Origin of the sequence: Paenibacillus nitricinens (assembly GCF_052056485.1) — a bacterium.
Taxonomy (GTDB): Bacteria; Bacillota; Bacilli; order Paenibacillales; family Paenibacillaceae; genus Paenibacillus_AQ; species Paenibacillus_AQ nitricinens.
The window spans coordinates 1,866,544-1,892,752 of the sequence record NZ_CP183948.1 but is presented as its reverse complement, the minus strand read 5'-3'; the positions used below and the strand labels follow the sequence as shown (position 1 = coordinate 1,892,752).

Genomic DNA, 26,209 nt, shown 5'->3' with positions numbered 1-26,209 from the left:
ATGGCTAAGTTATCCTCCTTCGAGAACCATTATCCATTTAACGTGATATGCTTTCTTCTATTTCAAGAATATTCCGCCTTTACCTTCATTATGTCGTATAGCTTGGGTTATGCATAGATTTGCCTGTTTTGTCTTGAAAATAGAGCAAATTTCTCAATGGCTTGCGCTCGCGTCGAAACATCAAGCTTCACATAAATTTTGCGCAGGTAATTGTCAATCGAACGGCGACTTACTGCAATTTCAAGCGCTATTTTATCATAAGTAATCCCCTGAACGATTCGCTCCATAATAAACATCTCTGTCTGCGTCAATTGAAGAACATCATCCAGCCCTTTAGACGTCGAAATCGGCCAGGATCCTTTTTCTATCCATTCTAGCGGCATTGAAAGAAAACCCACTCGCAAACCCAGGATCAGCTGTAAAAGCTGATGAGGAGAAGCTCCTTTCGAGAATATCCCGCTGGCTCCCAGCTCTATGAGGGGCTGTAGCAGATCCCTGCCGTCTTCATCCGTCATCACGACAAAATGTGAGTTTGGTGAGCTTTTTTTCATATTTAACAGCACACTCTCAATATTACCTTCAGGCATATGATAATCTGCCAGCACTAGCTCGGGATTCTTTTCCCTTACGATGGAAGCGCCTTCGTCCCAAGTTGAATACATTCCTAGAACTTTAAGCTCTCCTCCCTCTTCCAAAATCAATTTTGTCCCCAGCATACTTGTAGGATGACACCCCACAATAACCACCTGCCAAACCTTCATCATTAATGCCCAGACCTCCTGCTTTATATAATCATCCAGAAAGGAAAGCGCCGCAGCGTTTCCGGTTTAAACGCAAGCAAGGAAGTATGATGACTTGTTCGTTTATTCTCTCGCTGGTTACCTTGAGTACGTCTATCAGAAATTCCAATCTATAGAAATTGTATCGCAGTAGTTTAATAGGATGCAATTACTTTTTCTAGTTTTCACACTCTCTTACATTTTTGCGAAACTAGTCAAAGTCTGATAGAATGGGGACTTGAAAAAAAGACCAACCCGAGGTGATCAAATGCAACCGCTAGCGGAAACGTCCCCGGTACACTCGCGCCGTGCTGCTGTGAGAAGCGGCTCTTCCGTAAAATGGTTTTTACTGTTCTGGATCGTGATGATTGGAATGGGTGCATATGCTGTATACAGCTACACAAACCATTTAAAGCAGCAAGTGCTGAGCGAACTTAGCAATCAGAGCCAGCAGCAGCTTACCGTTCTTAAGACCGACTATGAGTCGAAAATTGCCGTTCTCACTGAAGAAGTGAAGGAATTGCAGAATACAGTGCAAAGTTTTAACGAACTATTAACCTTCACTAAAGATAATGCAAGTGCCAAAACAGACAATAGTAACAAGCTATATACGCAATTGAGCGAGGTTAGCAAACAGTTAGAAGCTTTGAAGAAAGAAATGGATCTGATTAAATGATGACACCAGTCAAAAGAGTGAACCGTTTCTTTATGCTTCTAACCGCACCTTTTTTAGGTTTACTGATATGTATGTGGTGGTATCGACCACCGCTCGAGCTGGATCTTGATGTAGGACAATTTGCACCTATCTCAGGGCCTCTGAATGAAACAGCTGTCCTAAAAAAGGATTTAACCCTAGCCGAAGGCACTGCATCCTACACCATAGATGCAGTCAGCGCTAGCGCTAAGCTATATAAAGGAACCACTACTGCTATGAATAAGTTGGTCGAGACAGCGAAGAATCAAGCGAGCCGTCCTGAGCTTATCTATAACCGCCGGATATCTGCCAAGCTTGGAATACCTTCTGAGGTCCTTAGCAGCGACCGGATTAGAATCGAGCTGTATAAGCTGAATCCAGGTAACTATAAGGCCTATGCTTTGAAGATCAAATTGAAGGATCCAACCGCGATGCAGATGAGTCTTGCTAAAGAAGCTACTGGTGGCGCAGAAACCACAATGCACGCTGTACAAAGTCATGGCGCTATTGCAGGTATTAATGCTGGAGGCTTTGCGGATAAAGCCGGAAAACGCTATCCCTTAAGTACTACTGTGGTTGATGGAAAGTACCTCAATGGTTTCGAGCCGACATTCAAGGATCTCAGCTTCGTAGGTCTGAACAAGTCCGGACAGTTAATCGGAGGGAAATTTTACAGTCGTGCACAGTTAGATCAACTCGAACCCGTATTTGGTGCAACCTTTGTGCCTGTTCTACTTAAGAACAACGTCAAAATACCGATCCCGGAAAAGTGGAAAACGTCCCCCAATCGCGCGCCACGTACAGTAATCGGTAATTATAAGGATGATCAGCTTCTCATCCTTGTAGCGGATGGTTATAATGAGCTTGGCAGCTCTGGTGCCCGGCTAGAGGAAATTCAGAACAAGCTATATAACATGGGCGTCATGGATGCTTATAATCTGGATGGCGGAGGATCGTCATCGCTCATCTTCAACGGAAGAGTAGTCAACAAGCCCTCAGACGGAAATCTTAGAGCTGTGCCGACAAATTTCCTGTTTTTTGAATGATTATAGTAAAATGTCTATGCAACATATCACATTTGCGTTTATTTTTATTGATTTGCAGGGTATAATCTTGATAACGAATACATTTGCTAATGGAGGTGCCAGCATGTCGTTCTCATTAACCTTTTGGATCGTAACTATCGTATTTGTGTTATTTATGGTCGGCATCCTTACCTCATCTTACAACGACGACAAAACAAAAGGTCTATAAGCAAGAAATGTCTCAGTAGCCACTTGGCTCTGAGGCATTTTTTTATAAGCCTGAAACAAAAAAACTGCCACATAAGTAGAAGAAGTCTACGAATGGGACAGTTTCTTTGTTTAGAAAACTATAGGCTGTCAGAATTCTAAATGTGTAAATATGTACTTCCTAGGCGTGTCTTGGCAATTGCGTCATTTCTGAGAGGCATGCAGCGCAAATATAACGATCTTTATATTCACTCACACCTTCCATTGAACCGCAGAAAACACATTTTGGACGGTAACGCTCCAAGATGATATGGTCACCCTGTACCAAAATTTCAACCGGGTCGCCTTCATTCATCTGATACCTTTTACGCAGGGACTTAGGCAGAACAATTCTACCCAGCTGATCCACTTTGCGAACTACACCAGCAGGTTTCATATCTAACGTACACCTCTCCTGTTCAACTAATAATTTGTAGCTACTATATATTTCGGCTCATTCATTATATTTCGTTATTAAAATGTCGAATCCTGCTGAAAAAAAACAAAAAAAATGTCTTTTTTCTAAACAAGATTAGGAAAATCCAGCTGTCGAAGGGCTTCATATACAATAATAGCCGCAGAATTCGATAAATTCAGCGATCTCACTGCATCACTCATCGGCATGCGCATTTTTGTTTCTTTACCCGCTTCCAGAATTTCAGCAGAAAGCCCCTTCGTTTCTTTACCAAAAACAAAGAAATCTCCATCTTGAAAATCAAAGTCGCTATATCTCTTTTCTGCTTTCGTCGTGGCATAAAAGAAACGTCCCTCACTGTACTTCTCAAGTACCTCAGCAAAAGAGTCGTGGTATTCAATGTTAACAGCGTGCCAGTAATCCAATCCTGCTCTTTTCAATGTAGCATCGTCTGTACGGAATCCGAGCGGGCGAACCAGGTGAAGATGAGTGCCTGTTGCTGCGCAGGTACGCGCAATGTTTCCAGTATTGGCCGGTATTTCCGGCTCAACTAATACGATATGGAGTGCCATTATAGGGTTCCTTCCTCTCTAAAGGCTTTAATAGCCAGATGTTTTACTCTAGTGCATAACCATAGCTTCTCCAAACAAACTGAAAACCTTCCACCCATAGGCGGAAGGTTTACGATAGAGTTCATTAACCTTGAGTTTGCCGGAAATGGTTCATGAAATCAGAAAGTGCTTTAACACTTTCGTAAGGAACTGCATTGTAAATGGAAGCGCGCAAGCCACCCACACTACGATGTCCCTTTAAGCCGACAAAACCTTCCAGTTCAGCAGCTTTAACAAACCGTTTTTCGAGTTCTTCCGATTGCATCCGGAAGGTAACGTTCATAATGGAGCGACTGCTCTTCTCAGCAACCCCACTGTAGAAGCCGTCACTTCCATCGATGTGATCATATAATAGACCCGCTTTTTCAAGGTTCTTGGAATGGATACCAGCAAGACCACCTTGCTCCTCAATCCATTTTAATACTTCGTTAACCATATATACAGAGAAAGATGGAGGTGTATTGTAAAGAGAGTTATTTTTGTAATGAGTGCTGTAACGCATGATAGTTGGAATGTTAGAAGGTGATTCTGCGAGCAATTCCTCTTTAGCAATAACTACAGTCACACCGGAAGGACCAAGGTTCTTTTGTGCTCCAGCATAGATCATTCCGAATTGGTTGACATCGATTGGCCGGCAAAGGATATCACTGGACATATCTGCGATGAGCGGAATCGAGCCAGCATCCGGATATTCTGCATATTGCGTTCCTTCAATGGTCTCATTGGAAGTAACGTGAAGGTAGGCAGCATTTTCCGCAGCTTTAATCGAACTCAATTCAGGTATAGCTAAGAATTTCTTGTCTTCGGAAGAAGCAGCAACATGAGCGCCCCCTACCAATTTAGCTTCTTTATAAGCCTTATCTGCCCAGCTACCCGTCATAACATAGCTACCTACTTGGCCTGCGGAAATCAGGTTCATAGGGATCATTGCAAACTGTGTGCTTGCTCCACCTTGTACGAACAATACCTTATAGCCCTTCGGATTGCCGAGGAGCGAAAGCAGACGTTCCTGCGCTTCATTATGCACGGATTCGTAGATTGCTCCACGGTGCGACATCTCCATGATAGACATTCCACTTTCTCGGAAATCAACAAACTCCGCTTGTGCGCGTTCCAGTACCGTAAGCGGCAACGCTGCCGGTCCGGCATTAAAATTGTATGCTCTCTTATTCAAAACTACTCCCCACCCTTTCTCTCCTATCAATATGGATATCGCTTATGATAGCAATAATCTCACACACCAGCAAGTATAATTATTCACATAAAAGCTTTGATTGCTGCTTATTAGGATGTGAAAAAATGATAAGTTCGGCTCCAGGACTTGCTTTCATGCGGTAAAAGACTAATGTTCACAAAAACTTCAGGTGAGACCACATGGCGTTCTCCCCATAGCGCCATTCGTGCTACCGGGAAATCTCCGCTCTCGCGCACTCCTGTTCCACTAGGCTTATGGACCAACTCCCAATTGAACTCAGCCTCCGGGCCTCCCCAGCCACTCAAATTGCAGTAAAAGGATCGGTCTGGCTCTTCTGACCAAGTAAGTGTATTACCAGATACCTCTAGTAAATTATTCGTATATTGAGATTCCGGTTCTTCTATTTTGAGCCCATTCGAGAGACGCAATTCAAAATCCGAACCTATGTTCAAGCCATCAATCCCTACGAAATTGTGGATGTACTCCTCTGTTTGGATTGGCTTATCCCCTTTGTTATGCAATTCATATGCAATTTTCAATTGATCGTTCTTTATTGAGATCGTTTTGGTCAAAAGCATTGCGTATCCGTTACTTTCCATCGGCTGGACAGTATATATAATCGAATCAACCCTAACCTCCATATCAATAGCAAAGGGAGTTAGTGGATACTTGCTATGAAAGCTATAGCCCTGCGAATCCAGCTTTTGTAACAATCCGACTCCGGGCTTTGGAAACCAGCCTCCGATCGGCGTTTCATCATACCCAATTGCCCGGGAAATGCCAAACTCGTTGCATAGTCCACTTCCACCAGTACCTTCGCCTTCCTTCAAGCTCTCTGGCACACAAAACGTATGGTTACCCTTTTCTAACGTAACTTGTGTGATGAACCCCGTCCAGTCAAAACGAGTCCCTTTATAATCTTCACCAATATCAGCGATATCCACAGATAATACGCCATTTGAAAGCCTGTACCCCATCCCTCACAAACCCCTTTCAATCATTCAACAAATAAGTAAATTAGTCCCATTATATCATTTATGAAGAACCTTAGTTTTTATAACTTTCAAAAAAACGTCTGCAGCCGCTATTCATAACGGTGCAGACGTCTTTAATAAAATCTTGTTATGATTACGCCAGAGTCACTTCAATCACGTGAAGCTTCTCTGTCTGCAGAGCAAGGAGCTCTTCACGTGGAATAATCGCACTTCCTGAGCCGCGCTGCAGCGTCACCCCACTGCCATTCAACGTAACGGAGTGTATTTGGTACTCTCCGAAGTTAAAGCTTCCTGTGGCTTTATAGAGCACTTCAAATTCACGATCTGCAAAGATTGTCTTAATGGATGCTTTGCCCTCAGAATCAAATTGTTCTTTTACTAATTTAGGTTCTAGCAATAGATCGCCCAGCTTGCCCTTCACACCGAATACTTCAGTGACCATGGTTAGCAAGAGCCAGCTTGCAGAGCCTGTTAGATACGTGTACATCCCTCTGCCTTGCTCGTTAATATATTCAGGAATACCTGGGTAGATACGCGCTTTTTCGAAATCTGTACTCAAGCTGTAAAGAGATTCAAGGACCTTATGACCTTCTTTTACATAACCACGTTTGTAAAGCGCATTTCCATACATGATGGTCATGTGACTGAACATGGCCCCATTTTCTTTATGGCCAAAAGCAAAACCAAAAGCACGACCCAGATTTTGCTGAATCCCACCGAAACGGGAATTAAGCCTGTATCCAATCTTATCATCAAATAGATTACGATCTACAGCTGCTATAATGTGTGGAATTTGCTCCGGAGCCGCTGCATGACCCATAAGCGGGAACACTTGACCCGTTAGCGTCATACGAACGCCTTCAGAAAATTCACCCTCTACCTGTTCACCATCGTTATTATAATAACCATTAAACCAGCCATCACCATTCTCACTCTGTACCCACTCGTTGCTACGCAAATGGTTAAATAACCATTCCGCTTTTTGCTCCAGATCATCAGCTACTTTATCAATATCGAGAGATACACGAACTCCACTCACTTTATTTGGTGCGGCAGCATAATATCGATCCAATCTCTCTTGCTTACCTGATACAGAACCATAATCTACAGACTCATTAAGAGTATCCAGCAGTAGCTGCATTTCTTCCGCTAATTCAACAGTTTCCTGACCTTTGGAAGTCTTAAGATTACGCAGCACCCGAGAAATATCCAATAGATTGCTAGCATAGAAAGATGTAAATGCTACACTCTCTCCGCGATCCGCACCCATATCGAGGCCATCATTCCAGTCCGCTCCCTCGAGCAGGATATTATTATGTTCCCCTACATTAAAGAATGGAACTAGATTTTGCAGCAAAATATGTTCCAGAATTGTACCTTTGTAGATTTCCCCAGAGGCTGTTCTAAGATCACTGCCTACAGAGGTATTCCATGAAGTATCACGTTCCTTACAACGACTCATAAAAGTATCCCGGAAATAAGTCTGTTCTTGCAACAAGAAATCAAGATCACCACTCTGATCCAGATAGAGCATCGTTGTTAAAAACGGCCATGCCCCATGATCCATCCATACACGAGGGATATTGTTACGGTCAGCGATAAATTCACCTGGCTGTTGACCGATAATGGTTGCGTTACTGCCATCAATTCTCACACCAGCGTAATTGTTGAAGAGTAGGCTACGAACTTCGGCAGGCTCCATAATGAGCAGTGCCAGACAGTCTTGCCAAAGATCTCGCCAGCCACGTCCGCCTCTTCCATAATCATGATACGGTAAGAAGGAGTTACCATACAGTCTCCTAAGGACCGGTTGGATGGTTACCCATTTCATCCATTGATCTGCATCCGAGTCGCCGGTATGAAATTCAACCATATTCACTTTGTCTGCCCAGAACGCTTTAGTTTCCTCTAGCAGATGATCAAAAGCTTCAGATGTACCATATTTACTCATCAAAGCTTCAACGTTAATTCTATCATTATCAATTGCCATAACTACGACATAAGAATGGCTTGCACCAGAAGACAAGGTAATTGAAGCAAAACGAAGTCCACCAACGGCTTCATAACCCTCTCTATCCACGCCGCCACCTTTACCAATCTCTGGCGTAGCATTCAGAATAACAGCTTCTGGCCAGTCAAGACTTCCACCTTCACCGATAAATTCTTCTTGAATCGGGAAGAAACCATCAGGCTGACTGCCATCACCTTCTGCACCAAATACACCGTAAGAAGTGTGATTAATGCGATGACCACGCTCATCGAAAGATAGTGCAGGTTGAACCTCAACACCATAAGCTGAGGTGTAAATCCGGTTCAGCAGGGAGGTTACATGTCTGTGATCGCGCAGATCATCTGCGGAACGGGCATACAAGGGAACTACAGCCGTTGGTGTAAGAGTAAGCTCCTCTGTTCCCGTATTCGTCAACGTAACTTTCATAAGTTCTACCTTATCATTACCGCTAGGTACGAAGCTGGTAATCTCAGCTTTGACACCCATCTCAGAGTTGCTGCGAGTCACACGATGCCATAGGAATCCAGCCTCAAGTACTGCATCATCAGCAGATGAGGTGTAGAACGCTGCATTTTGCTTAGCAGAGTTTCCAGCTGTAGACCAAGCACCTTTGCCTTCGACGTAAACCCAGAAATTACGTGAGGCGCGTGAATTATGCAAATCTTCAACAGATAAGGGCGGTGTTAAAAATGTATTATGACCAGTCGTCGCCTGACCATGAAGCTTCGGGGTTACAGTCGACATCATTCCCCCCTCATTTACTAGAGGGAAGTATAAGAAACTACTATGATCCGGTTGCTGAAGCTTGAACTCCCCATCCTTTCCGGTGAATTCAAAGCCTTGAATTTTTTTGCGGTCCATTGTCCCCATCCTCTCATTTACACATCTACTTAAGCTTTAACCGCACCTGCCAATGCACCGTCAACGATATACTTTTGAATGAAGGTGTACAGGACGATAAGGGGTGCAGATACGATCATGATACCGCACGCCAACATAGGCCAGTTGTTTCCGTATTGACCGCGGAATTCTTTAAGCCCGAAGGTAATTGGATAATGTTCCGGACTTGGCAAATACATGATTGGACCTACAAAGTCATTCCAAATCGTAATCGCCGTCAGGATAACACCTGTTGCGATAACAGGTTTCATCAGTGGCATAATGATCTGGAATAAATACCGCATATACCCAGCACCATCCATACCGGCAGCTTCATCCATCTCACGGCTGATCCCTTTAATATAACCTACGAACATCATGAAGACGATCCCTGTCCCTCCTGTTTTTAGGAGAATATAACCCAGCTTCGTATCATAGCCCACAAATCCAAGCTCTTGTTTCATGGTAAGCATCAATTTGAACTGTGCAACCATAGGGTTAGGCAAGAACTGTGACATCAAGAAGAACAAATAAATAAAACCGCTCCACTTCACATAATTTCTCGCCACCGGGAAAGCTCCGAATAACGACACGATAAGTGTTAGCACTGTTGCTACAACAGTGTACAGCAAACTGTTAATGAAATAATTAGAGAAATTACCTTTTAACCAAGCTTCCTTGTAATTATCCCATTGAATACTTTTCACAAGTCCGATCGGGTCTAGCAAATAGTCCGAAAAAGACTTGAATGAAATGTTTATTACAAACAATAGTGGCATGATATACAAAACAAGCAATACTGCAATCAGAATATAGGAGAGAGTTTTGGCGGTTTTGGAATCTTTCATTAATACTCCACCTCTCTCTTACGCATTTGTTTAACTGCAAATACAACGAAGACCAGAATCATAAGGAACTGCACCACAGAAAGCGCGGATGGAAGTCCCATCTGGAGAGAACCACGGAACGTCTCTTTATACACGTCATAAGCCATCGTTCTTGTGTTAAAGCGACCGTCCGTAGTTGCGAGAATAATATCAAAGGTCGACATCGCACCGATAATAGACAAAATAATATTAATGGTGAACGATGGTGCAATAAGCGGGAACGTAATGTTTTTAAAAGATTGCCACTTCGTGGTTCCATCAATATATCCAGCTTCATACAGATCTTTCGGTACGGATTGAAGTCCTGCAAGGAAAATCAGCATGGAGTAACCCATGTACATCCAAATTTGCGTAAATATAATATAACCAAACGCATGGGTGAAGCTTCCAAAGAACATATCTTTATATCCGAACAATGAATCATACAGTTGATTTACGGGACCACTTAGCGGATCGAACATCAAGCCCCATACCAGTGCAACTACCGATACACCGAGCACAACCGGCAAAAAGAAAACTGCGCGATAAAAATAATCGCCTTTCAGCTTCTGATTAATAACTACGGCCATAAGGAGACCGACACCGTTTTGTACGATTGTAACAATGACCATGAAATAAACTGTTCGTATAATGGAATCCCATCGTTCGCCTGAATTTCCGGAGTTAAAAACACTGTAATAATTGTCAAGGCCTACGAAATTCAATTTGCTTCCTGGAACGTTAGTAATATCTGTAAATGAATAAATGACCGTCATCATAGAGGGTCCAAAATAAAAAATAACGTACAACGATAATGGAATCATAAGCAGCAGAAGCGGTAAATATCTTTTTATACCTTTTCCGAACGGATACATTTCTCTCACCTACCCAATCCTAATTCAATAAAATGATCGGGGTCTGTACGAACAGACCCCGATGTTGTAGTACATGATGGTGCACAGTATGTTGTTGATGTCTGTTTATTGGAATAACAGCTTATTTAGGAGCTGCTGCTTCCCATTCTTTTTGTTGTACATCTGCAAGTTCTTTAGCAGTTTTGAATTCGCCGCCTGGTGCCAGGTATTCAGTATGAACACCTTCAGCAGCAATGTGCTCGCCTACATTGTCGCGGTTAATCATAATGATTTCATAAGCAAGTTCAAAGTCTTCTGCCATGTATTGGGCAAGTTCGTTATCAATGAAGTCACTGCCAGTTGCGATGTTATCTTGTGTGGGTACAAATCCGGCAGCCTTAACATATTCCGTGTAATTTTCTGGTTCAGAGAAGAATTCCAGCCATTTCAAAGCGCCTTCTTTGTTCGGACCTTTTTCTGCTGCATACCAAGTTACATCGTACTTACCGACAAGAGATGAGTTCTTAGCAGCATCTTCAGTCGCTGGGATTGGGAAGTATCCAAATTTCACATCAGGATTTGCCGCAGCGATTGTAGGTGCATCCCAAGTACCGTCAGCAATCATAGCTGCTTTACCTGTTGCGAAGTACGAAGGTGCTGTTGCATAGTCAATACCCAAGAAACCATCGATGATGTAGTTATCTTGAAGGGTCTTCATTTTATCCAATACTTCTACAGCCTCAGCATCGTTGAACGCCGAAGTGCCTTTCCAAACGCCTTCAATCCATTTTTGTTGGTCGCCGCCACCTAGAATCTTAGCTTGCAAACCGAACACTGGCAGTTTCAAAGGCCATACATCTTTACCAGCCACTACGATTGGTACAATGCTCTTGGATTTCAAAGTATCTAAAACACTGATGAACTCTGTCCATGTTGTTGGAACAGTCAAACCGTTTTGTTCAAAAATTTCTTTATTATAGAAGAAACCTGACATCGCTACTTTACCGGTTGGGATCGCATACACTTTATCGTTGTAAGTACCCGCTTTGGCAATATCATTCGCATTATAGTTTTTAACGAAAGCTTCGTTGCTCAGATCAGCAATCAAACCGGAATCAATCCATTGTTGCCAGTCTGGTACTTTTGCACCTGGTGTCCAATCTTTCGGAGACAATCTCATACCGGACAAATCGGCAAGGACGTCTACGTCACCAGCTGTAATTCTTGCTCTTTGTGCTTGTTTAAATTCATCATCCGGACCTGTCGTCGTGTACTCAATCTTGTATTCCGGATATTTTTCTTCAAACTTCTTATTAATGTCTGTAATGACCTTGTTAATGTTTTCTTGTTTCCAGTGCAAGATTTTAATAACCTTTTTCTCACCATTTGCGGGCTTGCTTGTTCCGTTGCCCGAAGTAGCCTCATCATTTGTGTTGTTGCCGCTTCCACATGCTGCTAATGAGAGCACTAGCGCTGAGCTCAACAATACCGCAGAAAGCTTCTTTACCATTTTTGTTACCCCCCAGATGATTTGTATGACCTTTTAACGAAACACCATCTTAATTCCTGAAATTACGAAACTTTAGTGATTATAATACAGAAAGCGGTTTCGTTGTTTTTATTATTACATCGTTATTTATCTTTGTAAAGACTTTTTTTATTCTTTATCTTTGAACAATTCTTGAACTAAAATTCTCAAAAAGACCTTTAAATCAAGGATATTTCTATTTGAACACCAAAGATCCCATTGACTATCTACCTATATAATTATAAAATCATTTACGAAAACGTTTCGCAATTCATATTTGAAAATCCATAAAAAGCTTAACTCAACTATACTTTTATCATAGATTATAGAGTATTTCGCATTATAAGGAGGACCAAAGTTGGCCTATAACATTAAAGACATAGCGAAAATAGCTGGAGTTTCTGTTTCGACAGTATCTAAAATCATAAATAACTACAGCGATATTTCGGAAGACACCAAGACTAGGGTACAACAAATCATAAAGGAAACCGGATATACTCCCTCCAATTCAGCAAAAACATTAGCTACAAAATCATCGAATCTAATTGGTGTTATTTTTGCAGGAATGCTGAACGTTGACTTTACCCACCCTTTTTTCATCGAAGTCCTAAATTCCTTCAAAAAACAAATGGGACTATTAGGTTACGACCTGATCTTTTTCTCTAACGAAAAATTTCAAAGTGGCGATACTAATGATTATCTTGCCCGTTGTCTGCATTTTAATGTAGATGGCTGCCTACTTATTACCGGACAAGAGCTAGAAACCTCCATCAGCGAATTGGATAATAGTTCTATCCCATGCATCGGCGTAGATTTAAAGCTGTCAGGCGACAATTCGGGTTATATCATGTCTGATAATTTTAAGTTGTCTACCAAGGTAGTCGAACACTTTTACTTATTAGGCTATCGAGAACTTGGTTATATCGGCAGCTCCTCTGAGTCAGAAATCTCCAATATACGTGAAAGTGGTTTCCGCAAAGCACTTGAAGATTTAGGACTACCGATCAACGAAAACTGGTTCTTAAACGGCAGCAACTTCTTTGAAGCCAGCGGTTATGAGACCATGCGTAGAATGATTTCAAATGGAAACTTGCCCAGAGCGATATTCGCGGCTTCTGATCAGTTAGCTATTGGAGCTATGCGTGCCCTAAAGGAATCTGCTATTACTGTTCCTGGAACCGTCGCGATTATTGGCTGTGACGATATCGAAGCCTGCAATTACACAACACCACTCTTAACTACGATTAAACAAAATAAAGATAAAATCGGCCGTCTAGCCGCGTTAATGCTGTATGATCTAATAAACAATCAATCAGGCACGAGCTCTTTCAGCGTCGAGCCTGAGCTCATCATAAGAGAATCCTGTGGCGCTCCTGAGCGGGGTTTAGTATAGCTCTGAAGCAAAAAAAGAGGATATCCGTAGCCATATCAATGGCCAAAGATATCCTAAACAACACAAAAGGTGTCCCTAAGCCCTTCCCATGGCTTCGGAACACCTTTATTCGTTTTAGCTTTATTTATCTAAGCAATCTTACAGGTCGAAGTACAGAGAATATTCATGTGGATGAACACGAATCGCAACCTCTTGAGCCTCGGAACGTTTCAGAGCAATATAATTATCAATGAAGTCCTTAGTAAATACGTCGCCTTCAGTAAGGAACTCGTAATCAGCTTCCAAAGAATCAAGCGCTTCGCCCAGGCTGCCTGGAACGCTGCGAATCTTTTCTTTGTCTGCATCGGACAATTCATAGATGTTCTTATCCAGAGGACCGTAACCCAGTTCTTGTGGGTTGATCTTGTTCTTGATTCCATCCAGACCTGCCATCAGCATGGCGGAGAATGCCAAGTAAGGGTTAGCCGTGGAATCCGGTGTACGGAACTCGATACGACAGCCTTTTGGTGTCACAGCTGCTACCGGGATACGAACTGCTGCAGAACGATTTCCTTTGGAGTATACCAAGTTAACCGGTGCTTCGTAACCAGGAACCAAACGTTTAAAGGAGTTGGTGCTTGGGTTAGTCAAAGCGATCAGAGCTGGTGCATGGTACAAAATACCACCAATATAATGAAGAGCCATTTCACTCAAGTTAGCATAGGCGCCTTTTTCGTAGAACAAAGGAGTGTCTCCATCAAAGATGGATTGGTGTACGTGCATTCCGCTACCATTATCACCGAACAGTGGTTTTGGCATGAAAGTCGCTACTTTTCCGTACTGACGTGCAGTGTTTTGTACAATATATTTATAAGTCATGAGATTATCAGCAGTTTTCTTCAAGGTATCAAAACGGAAGTTAATTTCCGCTTGACCTGCAGTGGCTACTTCGTGGTGATGACGCTCAATGCGTAGTCCAACTTCAGCAAGCAGACGGCACATTTCACTGCGGATATCCTGTTGGGAATCCACAGGTGCTACAGGTACATATCCACCTTTAACGCCAACTTTAAATGCCAGGTTGCCGCCCTCTTCTTTACGACCCGTATTCCAAGCCGCTTCTTCAGAATCTACGAAGAATGAGGAGCTGTTCATACCGCTCTCGTAACGAACATCATCAAAGATAAAAAATTCAGACTCAGGTGCGAAGAATGCCGATGTTCCAACTCCGCTCTTCTGCAGGAATTCTTCAGCTTTCACAGCAATACCGCGAGGATCGCGCTCATAGCGTTCACCATCAGGAGTGAAAATGTCGCACATTACGTTCAGCGTTGGATGAGCTGTAAACGGATCAATGAACACACTGTTCGGATCAGGCATCATAACCATGTCTGATTCTTCAATACCACGGAATCCTTTGATGGAAGAACCGTCGAATGCTACCCCATTTACAAAAGTTTCGTCTTCCACTTCAGAAGCAGGCAGAGAAATGTGGTGAGCACGGCCACCTAAATCTACGAATCGAAAATCTACCCACTCGATATTGTTTTCTTTAATTGTTTGCAACACTTTTTCAACCGACATGAATTTTTCCTCCCCCAAGTTCCGAACATTAAGCCCCTCACAGTATGCAAATGTTCTTGTTTCATTTTTATTTGCTGTCGTCATTATAAATCTCATACCTAACATCGTCAATGCTTATGTCAGGTATTTCTTTCAGCAATGTAAGATATTCTAACGCTTTCGTGAAATCCATTATTTTCGTTAATATTCATAACATTTCTAACTTATCCAATAGAAAAAAAGCCCAACTATCCCGTTATAGCGCGGGTTTAGAGGGCTTCCAAGGTAGCGATATGCTTACATATTATAGCGCCGAAACTGTTTCTAGCGAAGTTGAAAACTTACGTCCAACAATTGGAGCAAGCCTTTCTAGATCCTTAAGCAGATTATCGAACTGTTCAGGGAATAACGATTGAACACCGTCACCTGTCATGGAATTGTCCGGATCTGTGTGCATTTCGATGATTAGACCATTCGCACCAGCAGCAACCGATGCTTTGGCCATAGGTTCAACTAATTCACGACGTCCAGTACCATGACTGGGGTCAGAGATTACCGGAAGGTGGCTTAAGCTTTGTAGAACCGGAATAGCCGATAGATCCAGTGTATTACGTGTATAAGTCTCAAATGTACGAATACCACGCTCACAGAGCATTACATCCTTATTTCCGCCGGCCAAAATGTACTCCGCTGCATTGAGCAACTCATCATAAGTTGCACTGAAGCCACGTTTCAAAAGGACCGGTCTTCCGCAAGTACCCAGCTTGCGCAGTAAATCAAAGTTCTGCATGTTCCGTGTACCTACCTGGAGGATATCCGCATGTTCTGCACAAATATCCACATACTCTGGTGTCATAACCTCTGTAATGGTTAACAAGCCATGACGCTTTCCTGCTTCAGCCATCATCGTCAAACCTTCTACACCTACACCTTGGAAGCTGTAAGGACCTGTACGGGGCTTAAACGCGCCTCCACGCAGTACCTGAGCACCTGATGCTTTAACTAGACGAGCGATCTCATCAATCTGCTCTGGTGACTCCACAGCACAAGGCCCGCCCATGATTACCAGATTCTCGCCACCGATCTTTACACCCTTGATATCGATAATGGTATCCTCTGGGTGGAAATCACGGCTAGCTAGCTTATAGGACTTGGAGATTTTCACGACGTTCTCCACACCCTTCATTTGCCGCAAATGCTCTGCAAGCTTAGGTGTGACACTTCCTACTAAACCGATAACGGTGTGATCTGCACCTTTAGAGAGATGTACCTGCAAGCCCTCTCTTTCGATAACTGCAATAATATCTTTAACCTGCTCTTCTGGCGTTTGATTGGATGTAATGACGATCATTTTAATAACTTCCTCTCTACACTTAAAATTTATAATAATTCCGCTAAGTACACTCACACTACGACGCGTGTTCGCTTTTAAGCTTTTAAGCTTTTATGCTTTTAACCGATAAAGCGATTTTACTCTAAAAATCCTTTACCGTCAATCCTGTTTCCTGATTAATAAGATGAAACCGCTTGCTTCATATAAAAAAAGCGCGTAACCTCGATAGACGAGGTTACGCGCTCTTGTCACAATTCAAATATATAAGTTCGCTTACAGCGATTATGATGTACTTGCACTCTTTTTCTTAACCGGAGGAAGTAGCTTCGCCATATTTACAGTACGTTTGATCTCCCATGTCTCAAGATTCTCGGAATCATACTGTTCCAAATAATGAATAACTTCTTTGGTAATTGGGGTAGGTGTAGATGCACCAGAAGTAACACCCACAATATTTACACCCTTCAGCCAGTCTGTGTTCAGTTCAGACACATCAGAAATCCGATGAGCAGGAACTCCAGCAATTTCTTCCGACACCTGTGCCAGACGATTAGAATTGTTGCTTCGCGGATCACCAACGACAATCAATAGATCACACTGGCCCGCCTGCTCCGCTACAGCCTCTTGACGCACCTGAGTAGCCATACATATCTCATTATGCACTTCGGCACCCGGGAAGGTCTCTAGGAGCTTTTTCATGATATGTTTAATATCCCACTGGCTCATAGTAGTCTGATTCGTAATAACAATCCGTGAAGAAGGGATGGATAATGTGGCGATCTCATCTTCTTTTTCAATCAGATGCACATGCTCAGGAGCAATACCAACAGCACCTTCCGGTTCCGGATGGCCTTTCTTGCCGATATAAATGACCTCATAGCCATCATCTACTTTTTCCTGAATAAGATCATGGGTCTTGGTGACATCAGGACAGGTCGCATCAACCGTAGTCAATCCTTTATCCCTTGCCATCTTACGCACCTCAGGTGAAACCCCGTGAGCAGTGAATATAACAGTCCCACTGTCTACTTGATCTAGAATATCCAGACGATTATGACCGTCCAAGGTAATAATGCCATCGTCTTCGAACGAATTTGTGACATGACTATTATGAACAATCATGCCCAGTATATAAATCGGCCGGGGAAGATCGAGATTTTGCGCAGCCTGCCTTGCCATTACCATTGCATCGACGACTCCGTAACAGTATCCCCGGGGAGAAATTTTAATGACTTCCATGACTTCACCAACTTTCTGCTTTCGTTGACTTCTGTAATAGGACACACTTTAAATTATACCCTATTCCAGCGGTGGAGCAAAGAGAAGCGGAAGCCAGATCACAAAAGTAGTTCCCTCACCCTGACGAGTAACAACTTCCACAGACCCACCATGTTCGTCAATAATCCACTTCGCAATGGATAAACCAAGCCCAATCCCTTCTGTAATTCCACGTGATTCATCTGCACGATAGAAACGGTCGAAAATATATGGAACCTCATCTTTATCCATACCTATACCCGTATCGGTGATCCGAATACCAACCTGGTTCTGATAGAAAATCGTATCTAAACTCACCTCGCCAGAAGGTGTGTATTTAAAAGCATTGTCGATGAAAATAAACAACATTTGTTGTAAATAATCTTTATTCCCAACAACATATTTCCCATTTAAAGCAGACATATCTCCAGTAACCCACTCCGCTTGCCGAGGCAGGAAAGACGCCCGACGAGCAATCTCAGTCATCATTGGTTCCAATGCCACGGGTTCTATCTCGAAGGTTCGCCCTGTATCAGCACGCGCAAGAGAGAGCATATCCGCTACCAGTCGGCTCATCCGCTTAGACTCGTCCGCGATATCCTTCACCGATTCCATGGAGAGCTGGCGAATTTCAGCCTCGCTCATCTTCCCTTCACCCGGCTCCATCTCCCATACTTTTTGCAGCAGATCGATATTCCCGCGAATGGTTGTGAGCGGAGTCCGCAGCTCATGTGAAGCATCCGATACGAAACGACGCTGAGCCGCATACGAATCCTCAAGCTCTGTGTAGAATCCTTCCATACGCCCAAGCATACTGTTAACGGTCTCAATAAGTCTTCCTATTTCGTCTGGAGGTCCATCATATTCAATACGTGAGCTTAGGTCATTTCCCGTCTGAATCCCATTCGCAGCTTCAATTACTTTTCCAATGGGACTCATCGCTTTACGGGCCAGGAATAAACCAAAGGTAAATGCCGCGATCAAGGTAGCAAAAGAACCGACGAGCAATATATTTTTCAAACGCTCCAAGAGCTTACTCTGCTCACCCACATAAGCAGCGACTTGTAATACAGCAACTGGATTATTATTAAAATTCTCTATTTCTAAAGAAATAGGCATTTCGTAGATCAAAAACTGATTGCCGTCTACAACAACATTACGATATCCCTGTACAACCTTATCTTGAGCAGGATAATCAAACTGTAGGCCAAAATTAATCATGTTTGTCGACTGTGATAAGCTTTTGCTACCATAAGTATAAATCTGTGTATACATATTGGAATTTTCAGGACGTCTGACTCCTCCAAGCTTCAACTCACCATTGTAGCGATCAATACTAAACAAGGGTTTCGTCTGTTCAGCTTGCACTCTTAGTCGATCCTTCAAGTCCCCATACGTATTAAAATAGACAAAACCGTAAATTGCGGCTGATAAGGCCAGCAGCATAACGGCCAAAATCCCTGAATACCAAGCAGTCAGCCGCAATCTTATAGACATGTTAGTTGTCACCTCTTAGAATGTAACCGGCACCCCGGATCGTTTGAATGAGGCGTTTACCGCCATGCTCCTCCGTCTTTTGACGTAGCATAGCTATGTATACCTCAAGTACATTTGATTCACCGCTATAATCATAACCCCATATTTTATCCATAATCAGATCCCGCGAAAGCACCCGTTTCGGATTCTGCATAAAGAGATGCAGCAGCTCAAATTCCTTCGCTGTCAGTTCCAGTCTTTTACCGGCGCGTGTAACCTCCCGTGAATCTACATCTAAGGTAATATCCTCATAAGTAACCGCTTGCTCACTGCCGCCATTTTGTTCACTCTTACGTCGTAGTAATGCTCGTACACGTGCAAGTAATTCTTCCAGCGCAAATGGTTTAACTAGATAATCGTCCGCACCCAGATCAAGCCCTTTCACACGATGCTCAATTTCATCCTTGGCTGTAAGCATTAGAACAGGCACATTACTGCCTCCTTCACGCAAACGACGACAGACTTCAAATCCATCCACCTGAGGCATCATAACATCCAGAATCACCACATCCGGATCACTGCTCAGGATTGCTCGTAACCCATCCGCTCCATTCACCGCAGTCTTTACATCGTAACCTTCAAAAGCTAGTCCTCGGCGAAGCATGGAAATAATTTTTTCATCATCATCAATGATTAGAATATTCGGTCGCATCAAGCAGCCCCCATTGTTTCTGTTTATTTATATTGTAGCAGTCATACCATGATTAGACAAAAACGGAAGGGTTGCCCCTTCCGCGTGATTCACCGTCCGGTGTTATCGTTGCTGACTTTGCCCAGTAGTCGTTGTATCAAAATCATTTTTGTTGCCGATTGTAACGGAGAGATCCAGCTTTTTACCATCACGCACCACATTCAGCGTTACTTTGTCACCGACTTTTAACGTTTGAATGAAAGCGATCAGATCTTGGTTTGTTGCATATTGCGTTCCATTTGCACCTGTAATGATATCGTAAGGGCGCAAATCAGCGGCATACGCTGGTGATTTAAAGATAATATCTGCAACGACAGATCCTTCTTTAATATCTGTGCCCATTTGCTTAGCAACTTCATCCGTAATCGTCATAAGTGTTGCACCAATAAATGGAACGGGTTCTTTTGGAATCGCTTGGTTCGCTTCCAGTTTATCTACGACTTCTTTTATCGTGTTCACAGCGATAGCAAAACCAATCCCTTGGGAATCCGTACTAACGGCTACATTCATACCAATTACCTGTCCATTCATATTAAGCAGCGGACCACCAGAGTTACCTGGGTTAATAGAAGCGTCAGTTTGCAGCAAGTTCTTGTAGTTGCGTGTTCCACTACCATCTTCTTCATTAATATCGATGCTGCGTCCTTTTGCACTAAGAACACCAGAGGTTACTGTATGGTCGAAGCCTTGTGGGTTACCGATAGCAACCACTTCTGAACCTACTTTCAGACTATCCGAATCTCCCAGGGCAACTGTAGGGAAATCACTGTCTCCTTCAATCTTCAGAACGGCCAAATCCAGATCTTTGCTGGAACCTAGCAATTTCGCTTCGTATGGTTTCGTCACCCCATCCACTGTAACTTGGATGACATCGGCATTTTCAATGACATGCTGATTCGTCAAAATATATCCAGATTTCTCATAAATGAAGCCTGTTCCAATTCCATAAGGGATAAGCTGCGATGAGGAGTTTGAACCTGACTTCGAGTCCTGCTCATTTTGTGAAGAACCATTGCTGCCATATTGATCTCCGAAAAAGAATTGAGAAAACGGATCACTCAAATTCGGACTGGATGAACTTCCATTACGTGAACCGGACTTCACTAGCGTCTCAATTTTGACGACTGCTGGTCCAACCGCATCCACTACGCCAGTCACATCACGAGATCCTTTCACCAATGATGTAGTTGTAGTATTAGGTGTAGTACTAGCACTCTCATTCGTCGTCTTCGCCGTTCCATTCGATTCTGAGCTCGCAATGGTTGAAGCTGCATCTCCTGTGAACCAGTTGCCTCGATCTGCCATGAACATAGAACCTGAGAGAACGACCATACCCGCTAAGAAGGAAACAAATATTGTTTTCATTGAGCTTTTTGGTTTTTTATTAAACTGCCAGCCACCGCCACCTTCAGAACCGCCTCCGCCGTTTCCACCTCTTCCACCACCATTACCATCGAAGCCTGTACTGCGATATGAACTGTTATATGGAAGTTGTTTTACAGGCTGTGGAGGTGTAATCTCGACCCGCTCCGGCTCCATCCGGTTGTAATGCTGAGCACTTCCGTCAACGTTACTTTCATCTTTGTTCAATGATTTAAATGGTCCATAAGAATAGTAGTATGATGATCCGGATTCGGATGACTGATTATTATTGCTATTATGGTTATTATTGTCCCAATCCCGATCTGGTGCTGGTCCATTGTCACGATTAAAGTTGTTTTTGTTATCGTCCATGTTTATTTACCTCCTGCATCCTGTCGCCCGACAAGGATTAATTTGTTTTCTTGTTTCTTATTTTGTACTTTAAACCTTAAGGTCACATTAAAAACAATTTAAGCGGAGATAAAAGATATAGGCGAATAGACGGGATTAGGTATCAGAAGACACACCGCTGTTGGGCGGGACTGGGTTTCAGGCTACACCGCTCTTGAAATCATGTTCCTATGAATTGACCCTGCGGGTGGAACATGATTTCAAAGGCGGACGTAAACTTTCCGCTCTGATACCCATTCCCTAAGCAGGGAAGTAAAAAAGAAGCTCGGGCGCGGAAAACAACGCGGCCCGAACTTCCAACATACAACCTAGAACAAAACCCTAGAACGACGTCCATGAACGAAGTCCATGAACAAAGAACAAATAACGATCAATAGTTATAGGGAAAAACTCCCTATAATTAACCAAAAATCACAAGAAATCAAGATTTAAAGGGAATACCTCCCTATAATTCTCAGCATTATAGTTATTTATGAGAAAAACAAGAAATTTATACGGAGGATTTCCCTATAATCCTGTATACAAGCGTAAAACTCAAGTCTAAAGGGAAGTTTTCCCTATAACTTACTTTTAAGTCCCATAAACTACTCCAAATCATCTTAAACACCAATCCTTACCCCTGAGCCCAACCCTTCCGATGAGCATAAATTGCCAACTGGGTTCGATCATCCAGCTCGCATTTCATCAGCAGGTTGCTGACATGCGTCTTCACTGTCTTGATGCTGATATGTAGTTCCTCGCCGATGTCCTTATTGGTCTTCCCCTCAGCAATGAGCAGCAGGACTTCTTTCTCACGCTCCGTCAAACCGGAGGAATCGCCTTGTACGGTACGCTGGCGTATGCCACGCGTCAATGCTTGCGATACATCACCAGTCATGACTGGCATACCACGGAATGCGCCTTGCAGTGCATAGATCAGCTCCTCTGCTGACACGGTTTTGAGCACATAGCTGACTGCTCCAGCTTCGATAGCATCCACGACAAGATCATCCTCTAGGAAGCTGGTCAAGATAACGATTTTGAGACCAGGAAATTCTGACAGCACTGCACGAGTAGTCTCCACACCATTCATCACAGGCATCATCAGATCCATTAGTACGAGATCAGGCAAGCCTTCATGTCCACCAGCACGCAGCATCTCCAGCGCTTCTTGTCCATTCGCTGCTTCACCTATAACCTCAAACGTCGGCTCCAGCATCAGATATGTTTTAAGACCCATCCGTACCATATCGTGATCATCTACGAGCAACACTCTTATGACACTCATGCTCTATTCCTCCTCGTCCTCTGTATCTGTTCCTAATGCTCTTGTTCTCTCTGACTCAGCATTCCCTTGTACAAACTTAGGGATATGTACGCGTATGGTCGTTCCCGCACCCTTACGGCTAATGATCTCCACTTGTCCACCCAGTTTCTCCGCACGTTCGCGCATGGTGGTAAGACCGTAGGAACCCTGTTTTTGCTGTATATGTTCAAAGCCTTGACCGTCGTCACTAATACTCAGAACAACCTGTCTAGCCCCTTCACGCAGCGATAGACTCACCAGTCTAGCCTCAGCATGCTTCACAATATTCGCCATTGCCTCCTGAATAATCAGGAACAGCTGATGTTCAATGGCCTCAGACAATTCTCCTTGCAGTTCAAGCTCCTTCATTCCTTTTAAGCCGTTCTGGCGGCAATAATCAGGGAACCATTTTTCCAGTGCTTCGAAAAGATTCCTGCCTTCCAGCTCCACCGGTCGCAACTGTGCAATGAGCGCTCTCATCTGCTTTTGTGCCATCTGTGACATGGCAATTAACTGATCCATTACTAATTGACCTTGAGCTTCATTGACCTTCAGCACTTTAGGCAGCGAAGAAGCCGACATATGGATGGCAAAAAGCTGTTGGCTCACCGTATCGTGCAAATCCCGGGCCATACGCCTTCTTTCCTCCAACACCGCACTCTCCGCTGCCTGTTCCTTCTCAATAACCTCTTGTTCACCCAAACGCTGAAGAAGCTGCATCTTGTTCTCAACCGTATCCATCATGACATTAAATTCATGGTATACTCTCGCAAAAGACTGGTCATCACTCTCTGGCATACGTACGGACAGATTCCCTTTTGCCACCTGCAGCATATTTAGATCCAGATGATCAATCCGCCGCTGAATGCGCTGACCTGCCATATAGCCGATTACAACAGTGAACAACACGATTCCAAGACATAAATATAGCCACATGCGATAATCCATTACTTCGATATACCCAAGGCAAGTGCCTGCATACATCAACCCGGCGCTAACGGCTCCAGTGAGCAAAAAGTAAAACAACAACAACCATTTGGTATTACTGAAGATTGTTCCCATCTAACCCACCGTTTTAACTTTAATGTCACCTATAAAAGCACTTACGTTAATGCGGACTTTTTTGCCCGCTTCTTTATAATAAGGTGTTTTGCATTGCACACTGCTCATAAATCCACTACGTGATTGATCCAGTACTTCCATATCACCGATAAAAGAACTGCTGTTCACTGAGATCCCAAGATCCATATCATTCGGAATGTACACCTTGATATCGCCGATAAAAGCGGAAATATTAATCTTCGTCTCGCCATAAGCAATTTGTGCGTTCGTCAGATCCAAGACAGTATCACCTATAAACTGCGAGACATTCGTGTTCTTCAGTTGGAAATGCTCGCGCCCCATGTGGACATCCCCGATAAAAGCAGAGCGATTGGTCGACTCCTTGCTACCCTTTACCTCATGGAACTCCTCATGCCATTCCCCATGTCTTCTAGCGTGACGCTCATGACGTTCCTGACGTCTGCGCTCATGGCGCTCCTGTTTCTCCTGCCAACGTGATTCTGCGGTGGATTTATAAGCTCCCGTTTCGTCCTCGTCGTCTTCTTCATCTTTTTGAAGATTGATATTCCAGTCTCGCTGACCAGAAGGTTTGCCGAATTTCTGCTCGAATTGTTCATCTAATGTGGAATCCAGCGGCTTTGGCGGTTCTACATCCAGTGAGCTTTTTCCTGGAGGAAAGTAATCAGGTGGTGATGGTGGAGCCGGCGGCACCGGTGGTACAGAACCTGAACCTCGTGGTTTGAAAATTACATAAAGACCGCCGCCAATCAACATGATTGGAATAAACATTTTGAAAAAATCCCCGGCTGAGATATCGAACCAGTCCAAATTTCGTCCGAGGAAGAACACTCCGATCGCCAGAAAGAATAAACCGCCGATAGGTGAAGATCCACCTTTTTGATGTTCGTCGCCCGTACCCAGAAGTTGCTTCATCCCCATGAGGATCAAAATAACAGGCCAATAATTTGAGATCAAATAACCTAAGCTAAAATCGGTGTAACCCAATTGTCTAAGTAGAAACATGGCTCCAATCCCTATCAGGATCAAGCCGCCAAAAATCTGACTTGTGAACCTTCTTTTCATATTCCATTTCCCCTTTAAATTAGTGGAACGCTCTCTTCTTCAATCTTATAGCCTTAGTCTACAGGAAGGAAGCACTCATAAACAGCGGCGAGAGAAGGAACTTCCACTCAGTCTCTAGACGGAGACGATTGGGATATTATTCTATATAGTACTATAAATATGAAAAAAGACCGTCCCTCAGTTATAAACTGATCTGGGACAGTCTCTTTATTCAACAGTCTTCTGCTTCAGAAGCGCATTATTGTTGCGGTTTCTGAGCTGGTTTAGAAGTATTTCCACTTTGCTTAGTAGCGCCGTCATTTTCAACAGCAAACTCAGCATTGTATTTTTCATTCGGTGTTTTGTAATTTTCTTGAACTTTAGATTTTTTATTATTAGCCACGGAATTCACCTCCCTTATCCCTTATGCAGCATAGATAATGCTTACTAAGAGAACATCTCGGATGAGGCTAATGCTCTGCCCCAGTCCGTATTATGGCAAGGTGATGTCACTATTATGCATGACCAAGTGAAATTAAGTTCAATCCACCAAATTCATTGAAGTTTAACCGCTATATCTTAAATGGATTCTTCCAGCAGGGATTGCGGTACAGCATTATAGGTCTCAATCGCCTGAGTAAGCTTCTTCAGCATCACTTCTGTACATGTACCGTTTCCTCGCTTAATGAGCTGAACTACAACTGATTTTTTGCCCCATTCCTTATATACCTGCTTCGTAGTAGCAAAATACAAATCAATCTTCCGCCCTTTAATGGCAGATCCTGTATCAGCAACGATGCCGTATCCATAACCTGGTATATAAAGTATACTCCCTAACGGGATTACCTTAGGGTCAGCAGCAATGGTCGAGACTGTATTCTTATCTCTACGTACTTTCACACCTGAATAGGTGATTCCGTATTCGGGATGTTTAGACGTTTTACCCGTAGATTCATAACCCGCAGTATAACCCGTCGCCATCACCTTCATTGAAGTAATGATCTGATCAGGAGCTGGTGCAGCTACAGGGACAGAATTCGGCGATTTTGAAGAGCCTTTGCCCCCACTCCCTTTGGTAATCGGAGCTTTAGTGCTCTGTGGTGACTTTGTAGCTACTGGTTTATTTTTTGTTGTCGCAGGAACGATTGGAATGCTGGAATACGGCTCATTTGAGAAC

23 protein-coding genes are annotated in these 26,209 nt (G+C 43.3%); 3 read left to right on the top strand and 20 right to left on the bottom strand.

The features are described 5' to 3' along the window. Positions 1-107: 107 nt before the first annotated feature. The gene (locus tag ACN6KS_RS08350; protein WP_042186245.1) at positions 108-764 is read right to left on the bottom strand and encodes a DNA-binding response regulator; all 657 of its coding nucleotides are present in this window, start codon (positions 762-764) and stop codon (positions 108-110) included. 283 nt (positions 765-1,047) lie between these two features. Here ACN6KS_RS08350 and ACN6KS_RS08345 point away from each other — a divergent pair, with 283 nt between their 5' ends. Both ACN6KS_RS08345 and ACN6KS_RS08340 read left to right on the top strand, forming a co-directional pair. After that, complete coding sequence (locus tag ACN6KS_RS08345; protein ID WP_440961776.1) at positions 1,048-1,455, top strand: hypothetical protein; 408 nt, start codon at positions 1,048-1,050, stop codon at positions 1,453-1,455. Then, positions 1,452-2,519 carry a phosphodiester glycosidase family protein gene (locus ACN6KS_RS08340; RefSeq protein ID WP_280787386.1) on the top strand — a complete coding sequence of 356 codons (1,068 nt, stop codon included), beginning with the start codon at positions 1,452-1,454 and terminating at the stop codon, positions 2,517-2,519. The genes ACN6KS_RS08345 and ACN6KS_RS08340 overlap by 4 nt, the downstream gene beginning before the upstream one ends. A 367-nt stretch (positions 2,520-2,886) precedes the next feature. On the opposite strand, the gene ACN6KS_RS08335 is transcribed toward ACN6KS_RS08340, so the two are convergent. The 8 genes from ACN6KS_RS08335 to ACN6KS_RS08300 all read right to left on the bottom strand — a co-directional run bounded on the left by ACN6KS_RS08335 (position 2,887) and on the right by ACN6KS_RS08300 (position 12,080). After that, positions 2,887-3,141 (bottom strand): AbrB/MazE/SpoVT family DNA-binding domain-containing protein, encoded by a 255-nt coding sequence (locus ACN6KS_RS08335; RefSeq protein WP_039871533.1) that lies wholly within the window; start codon positions 3,139-3,141, stop codon positions 2,887-2,889. A gap of 125 nt (positions 3,142-3,266) precedes the next feature. Continuing rightward, positions 3,267-3,731 (bottom strand): tRNA (uridine(34)/cytosine(34)/5-carboxymethylaminomethyluridine(34)-2'-O)-methyltransferase TrmL, encoded by a 465-nt coding sequence (gene trmL, locus ACN6KS_RS08330; protein WP_042125678.1) that lies wholly within the window; start codon positions 3,729-3,731, stop codon positions 3,267-3,269. A 124-nt stretch (positions 3,732-3,855) separates the two neighbouring features. Continuing rightward, positions 3,856-4,944 (bottom strand): 3-phosphoserine/phosphohydroxythreonine transaminase, encoded by a 1,089-nt coding sequence (serC, locus tag ACN6KS_RS08325; RefSeq protein ID WP_094876472.1) that lies wholly within the window; start codon positions 4,942-4,944, stop codon positions 3,856-3,858. A 110-nt stretch (positions 4,945-5,054) separates the two neighbouring features. Further along, a complete protein-coding gene (locus ACN6KS_RS08320; RefSeq protein WP_440961775.1) occupies positions 5,055-5,942 on the bottom strand; it encodes a hypothetical protein in 888 nt (295 codons plus the stop codon). 151 nt (positions 5,943-6,093) lie between these two features. Next, positions 6,094-8,832 carry a GH36-type glycosyl hydrolase domain-containing protein gene (locus tag ACN6KS_RS08315; protein ID WP_440961774.1) on the bottom strand — a complete coding sequence of 913 codons (2,739 nt, stop codon included), beginning with the start codon at positions 8,830-8,832 and terminating at the stop codon, positions 6,094-6,096. A 29-nt stretch (positions 8,833-8,861) separates the two neighbouring features. After that, positions 8,862-9,698 carry a carbohydrate ABC transporter permease gene (locus tag ACN6KS_RS08310; protein WP_094870513.1) on the bottom strand — a complete coding sequence of 279 codons (837 nt, stop codon included), beginning with the start codon at positions 9,696-9,698 and terminating at the stop codon, positions 8,862-8,864. Beyond that, positions 9,698-10,591, bottom strand: coding sequence for a carbohydrate ABC transporter permease (locus tag ACN6KS_RS08305; protein WP_042186236.1), 894 nt, complete (start codon positions 10,589-10,591; stop codon positions 9,698-9,700). The genes ACN6KS_RS08310 and ACN6KS_RS08305 overlap by 1 nt, the downstream gene beginning before the upstream one ends. A gap of 121 nt (positions 10,592-10,712) precedes the next feature. Then, the gene (locus tag ACN6KS_RS08300; protein ID WP_094876474.1) at positions 10,713-12,080 is read right to left on the bottom strand and encodes an ABC transporter substrate-binding protein; all 1,368 of its coding nucleotides are present in this window, start codon (positions 12,078-12,080) and stop codon (positions 10,713-10,715) included. Between the two features lie 376 nt (positions 12,081-12,456). Here ACN6KS_RS08300 and ACN6KS_RS08295 point away from each other — a divergent pair, with 376 nt between their 5' ends. Next, entirely contained in the window at positions 12,457-13,491 is a 1,035-nt protein-coding gene (locus ACN6KS_RS08295) for a LacI family DNA-binding transcriptional regulator (protein ID WP_094870515.1), read from the top strand. A gap of 138 nt (positions 13,492-13,629) precedes the next feature. On the opposite strand, the gene glnA is transcribed toward ACN6KS_RS08295, so the two are convergent. The 11 genes from glnA to ACN6KS_RS08240 form a co-directional block, all read right to left on the bottom strand. Continuing rightward, a complete protein-coding gene (gene glnA, locus ACN6KS_RS08290; protein WP_060624822.1) occupies positions 13,630-15,054 on the bottom strand; it encodes a type I glutamate--ammonia ligase in 1,425 nt (474 codons plus the stop codon). A 283-nt stretch (positions 15,055-15,337) separates the two neighbouring features. Next, a complete protein-coding gene (gene aroF / locus ACN6KS_RS08285; RefSeq protein WP_440961773.1) occupies positions 15,338-16,384 on the bottom strand; it encodes a 3-deoxy-7-phosphoheptulonate synthase in 1,047 nt (348 codons plus the stop codon). 264 nt (positions 16,385-16,648) lie between these two features. Then, positions 16,649-17,605, bottom strand: coding sequence for a 4-hydroxy-3-methylbut-2-enyl diphosphate reductase (locus tag ACN6KS_RS08280; protein WP_440961772.1), 957 nt, complete (start codon positions 17,603-17,605; stop codon positions 16,649-16,651). 60 nt (positions 17,606-17,665) lie between these two features. Next, entirely contained in the window at positions 17,666-19,120 is a 1,455-nt protein-coding gene (locus ACN6KS_RS08275) for a sensor histidine kinase (RefSeq protein WP_094876478.1), read from the bottom strand. Between the two features lies 1 nt (position 19,121). Beyond that, entirely contained in the window at positions 19,122-19,811 is a 690-nt protein-coding gene (locus tag ACN6KS_RS08270) for a response regulator transcription factor (protein ID WP_094870519.1), read from the bottom strand. Between the two features lie 102 nt (positions 19,812-19,913). Beyond that, a complete protein-coding gene (locus ACN6KS_RS08265) occupies positions 19,914-21,584 on the bottom strand; it encodes a S1C family serine protease (protein WP_094870520.1) in 1,671 nt (556 codons plus the stop codon). Positions 21,585-22,236: 652 nt separating this feature from the next. Continuing rightward, complete coding sequence (locus ACN6KS_RS08260) at positions 22,237-22,890, bottom strand: response regulator (protein WP_042186223.1); 654 nt, start codon at positions 22,888-22,890, stop codon at positions 22,237-22,239. A 3-nt stretch (positions 22,891-22,893) separates the two neighbouring features. Next, the gene (locus ACN6KS_RS08255) at positions 22,894-23,970 is read right to left on the bottom strand and encodes a HAMP domain-containing sensor histidine kinase (protein WP_094870521.1); all 1,077 of its coding nucleotides are present in this window, start codon (positions 23,968-23,970) and stop codon (positions 22,894-22,896) included. Further along, positions 23,971-25,053, bottom strand: coding sequence for a cell wall-active antibiotics response protein LiaF (liaF, locus tag ACN6KS_RS08250; RefSeq protein WP_094870522.1), 1,083 nt, complete (start codon positions 25,051-25,053; stop codon positions 23,971-23,973). 238 nt (positions 25,054-25,291) lie between these two features. Continuing rightward, entirely contained in the window at positions 25,292-25,435 is a 144-nt protein-coding gene (locus tag ACN6KS_RS08245) for a hypothetical protein (RefSeq protein WP_156113077.1), read from the bottom strand. Between the two features lie 176 nt (positions 25,436-25,611). Then, a complete protein-coding gene (locus ACN6KS_RS08240) occupies positions 25,612-26,112 on the bottom strand; it encodes a 3D domain-containing protein (protein ID WP_440962378.1) in 501 nt (166 codons plus the stop codon). Positions 26,113-26,209: the final 97 nt, after the last annotated feature.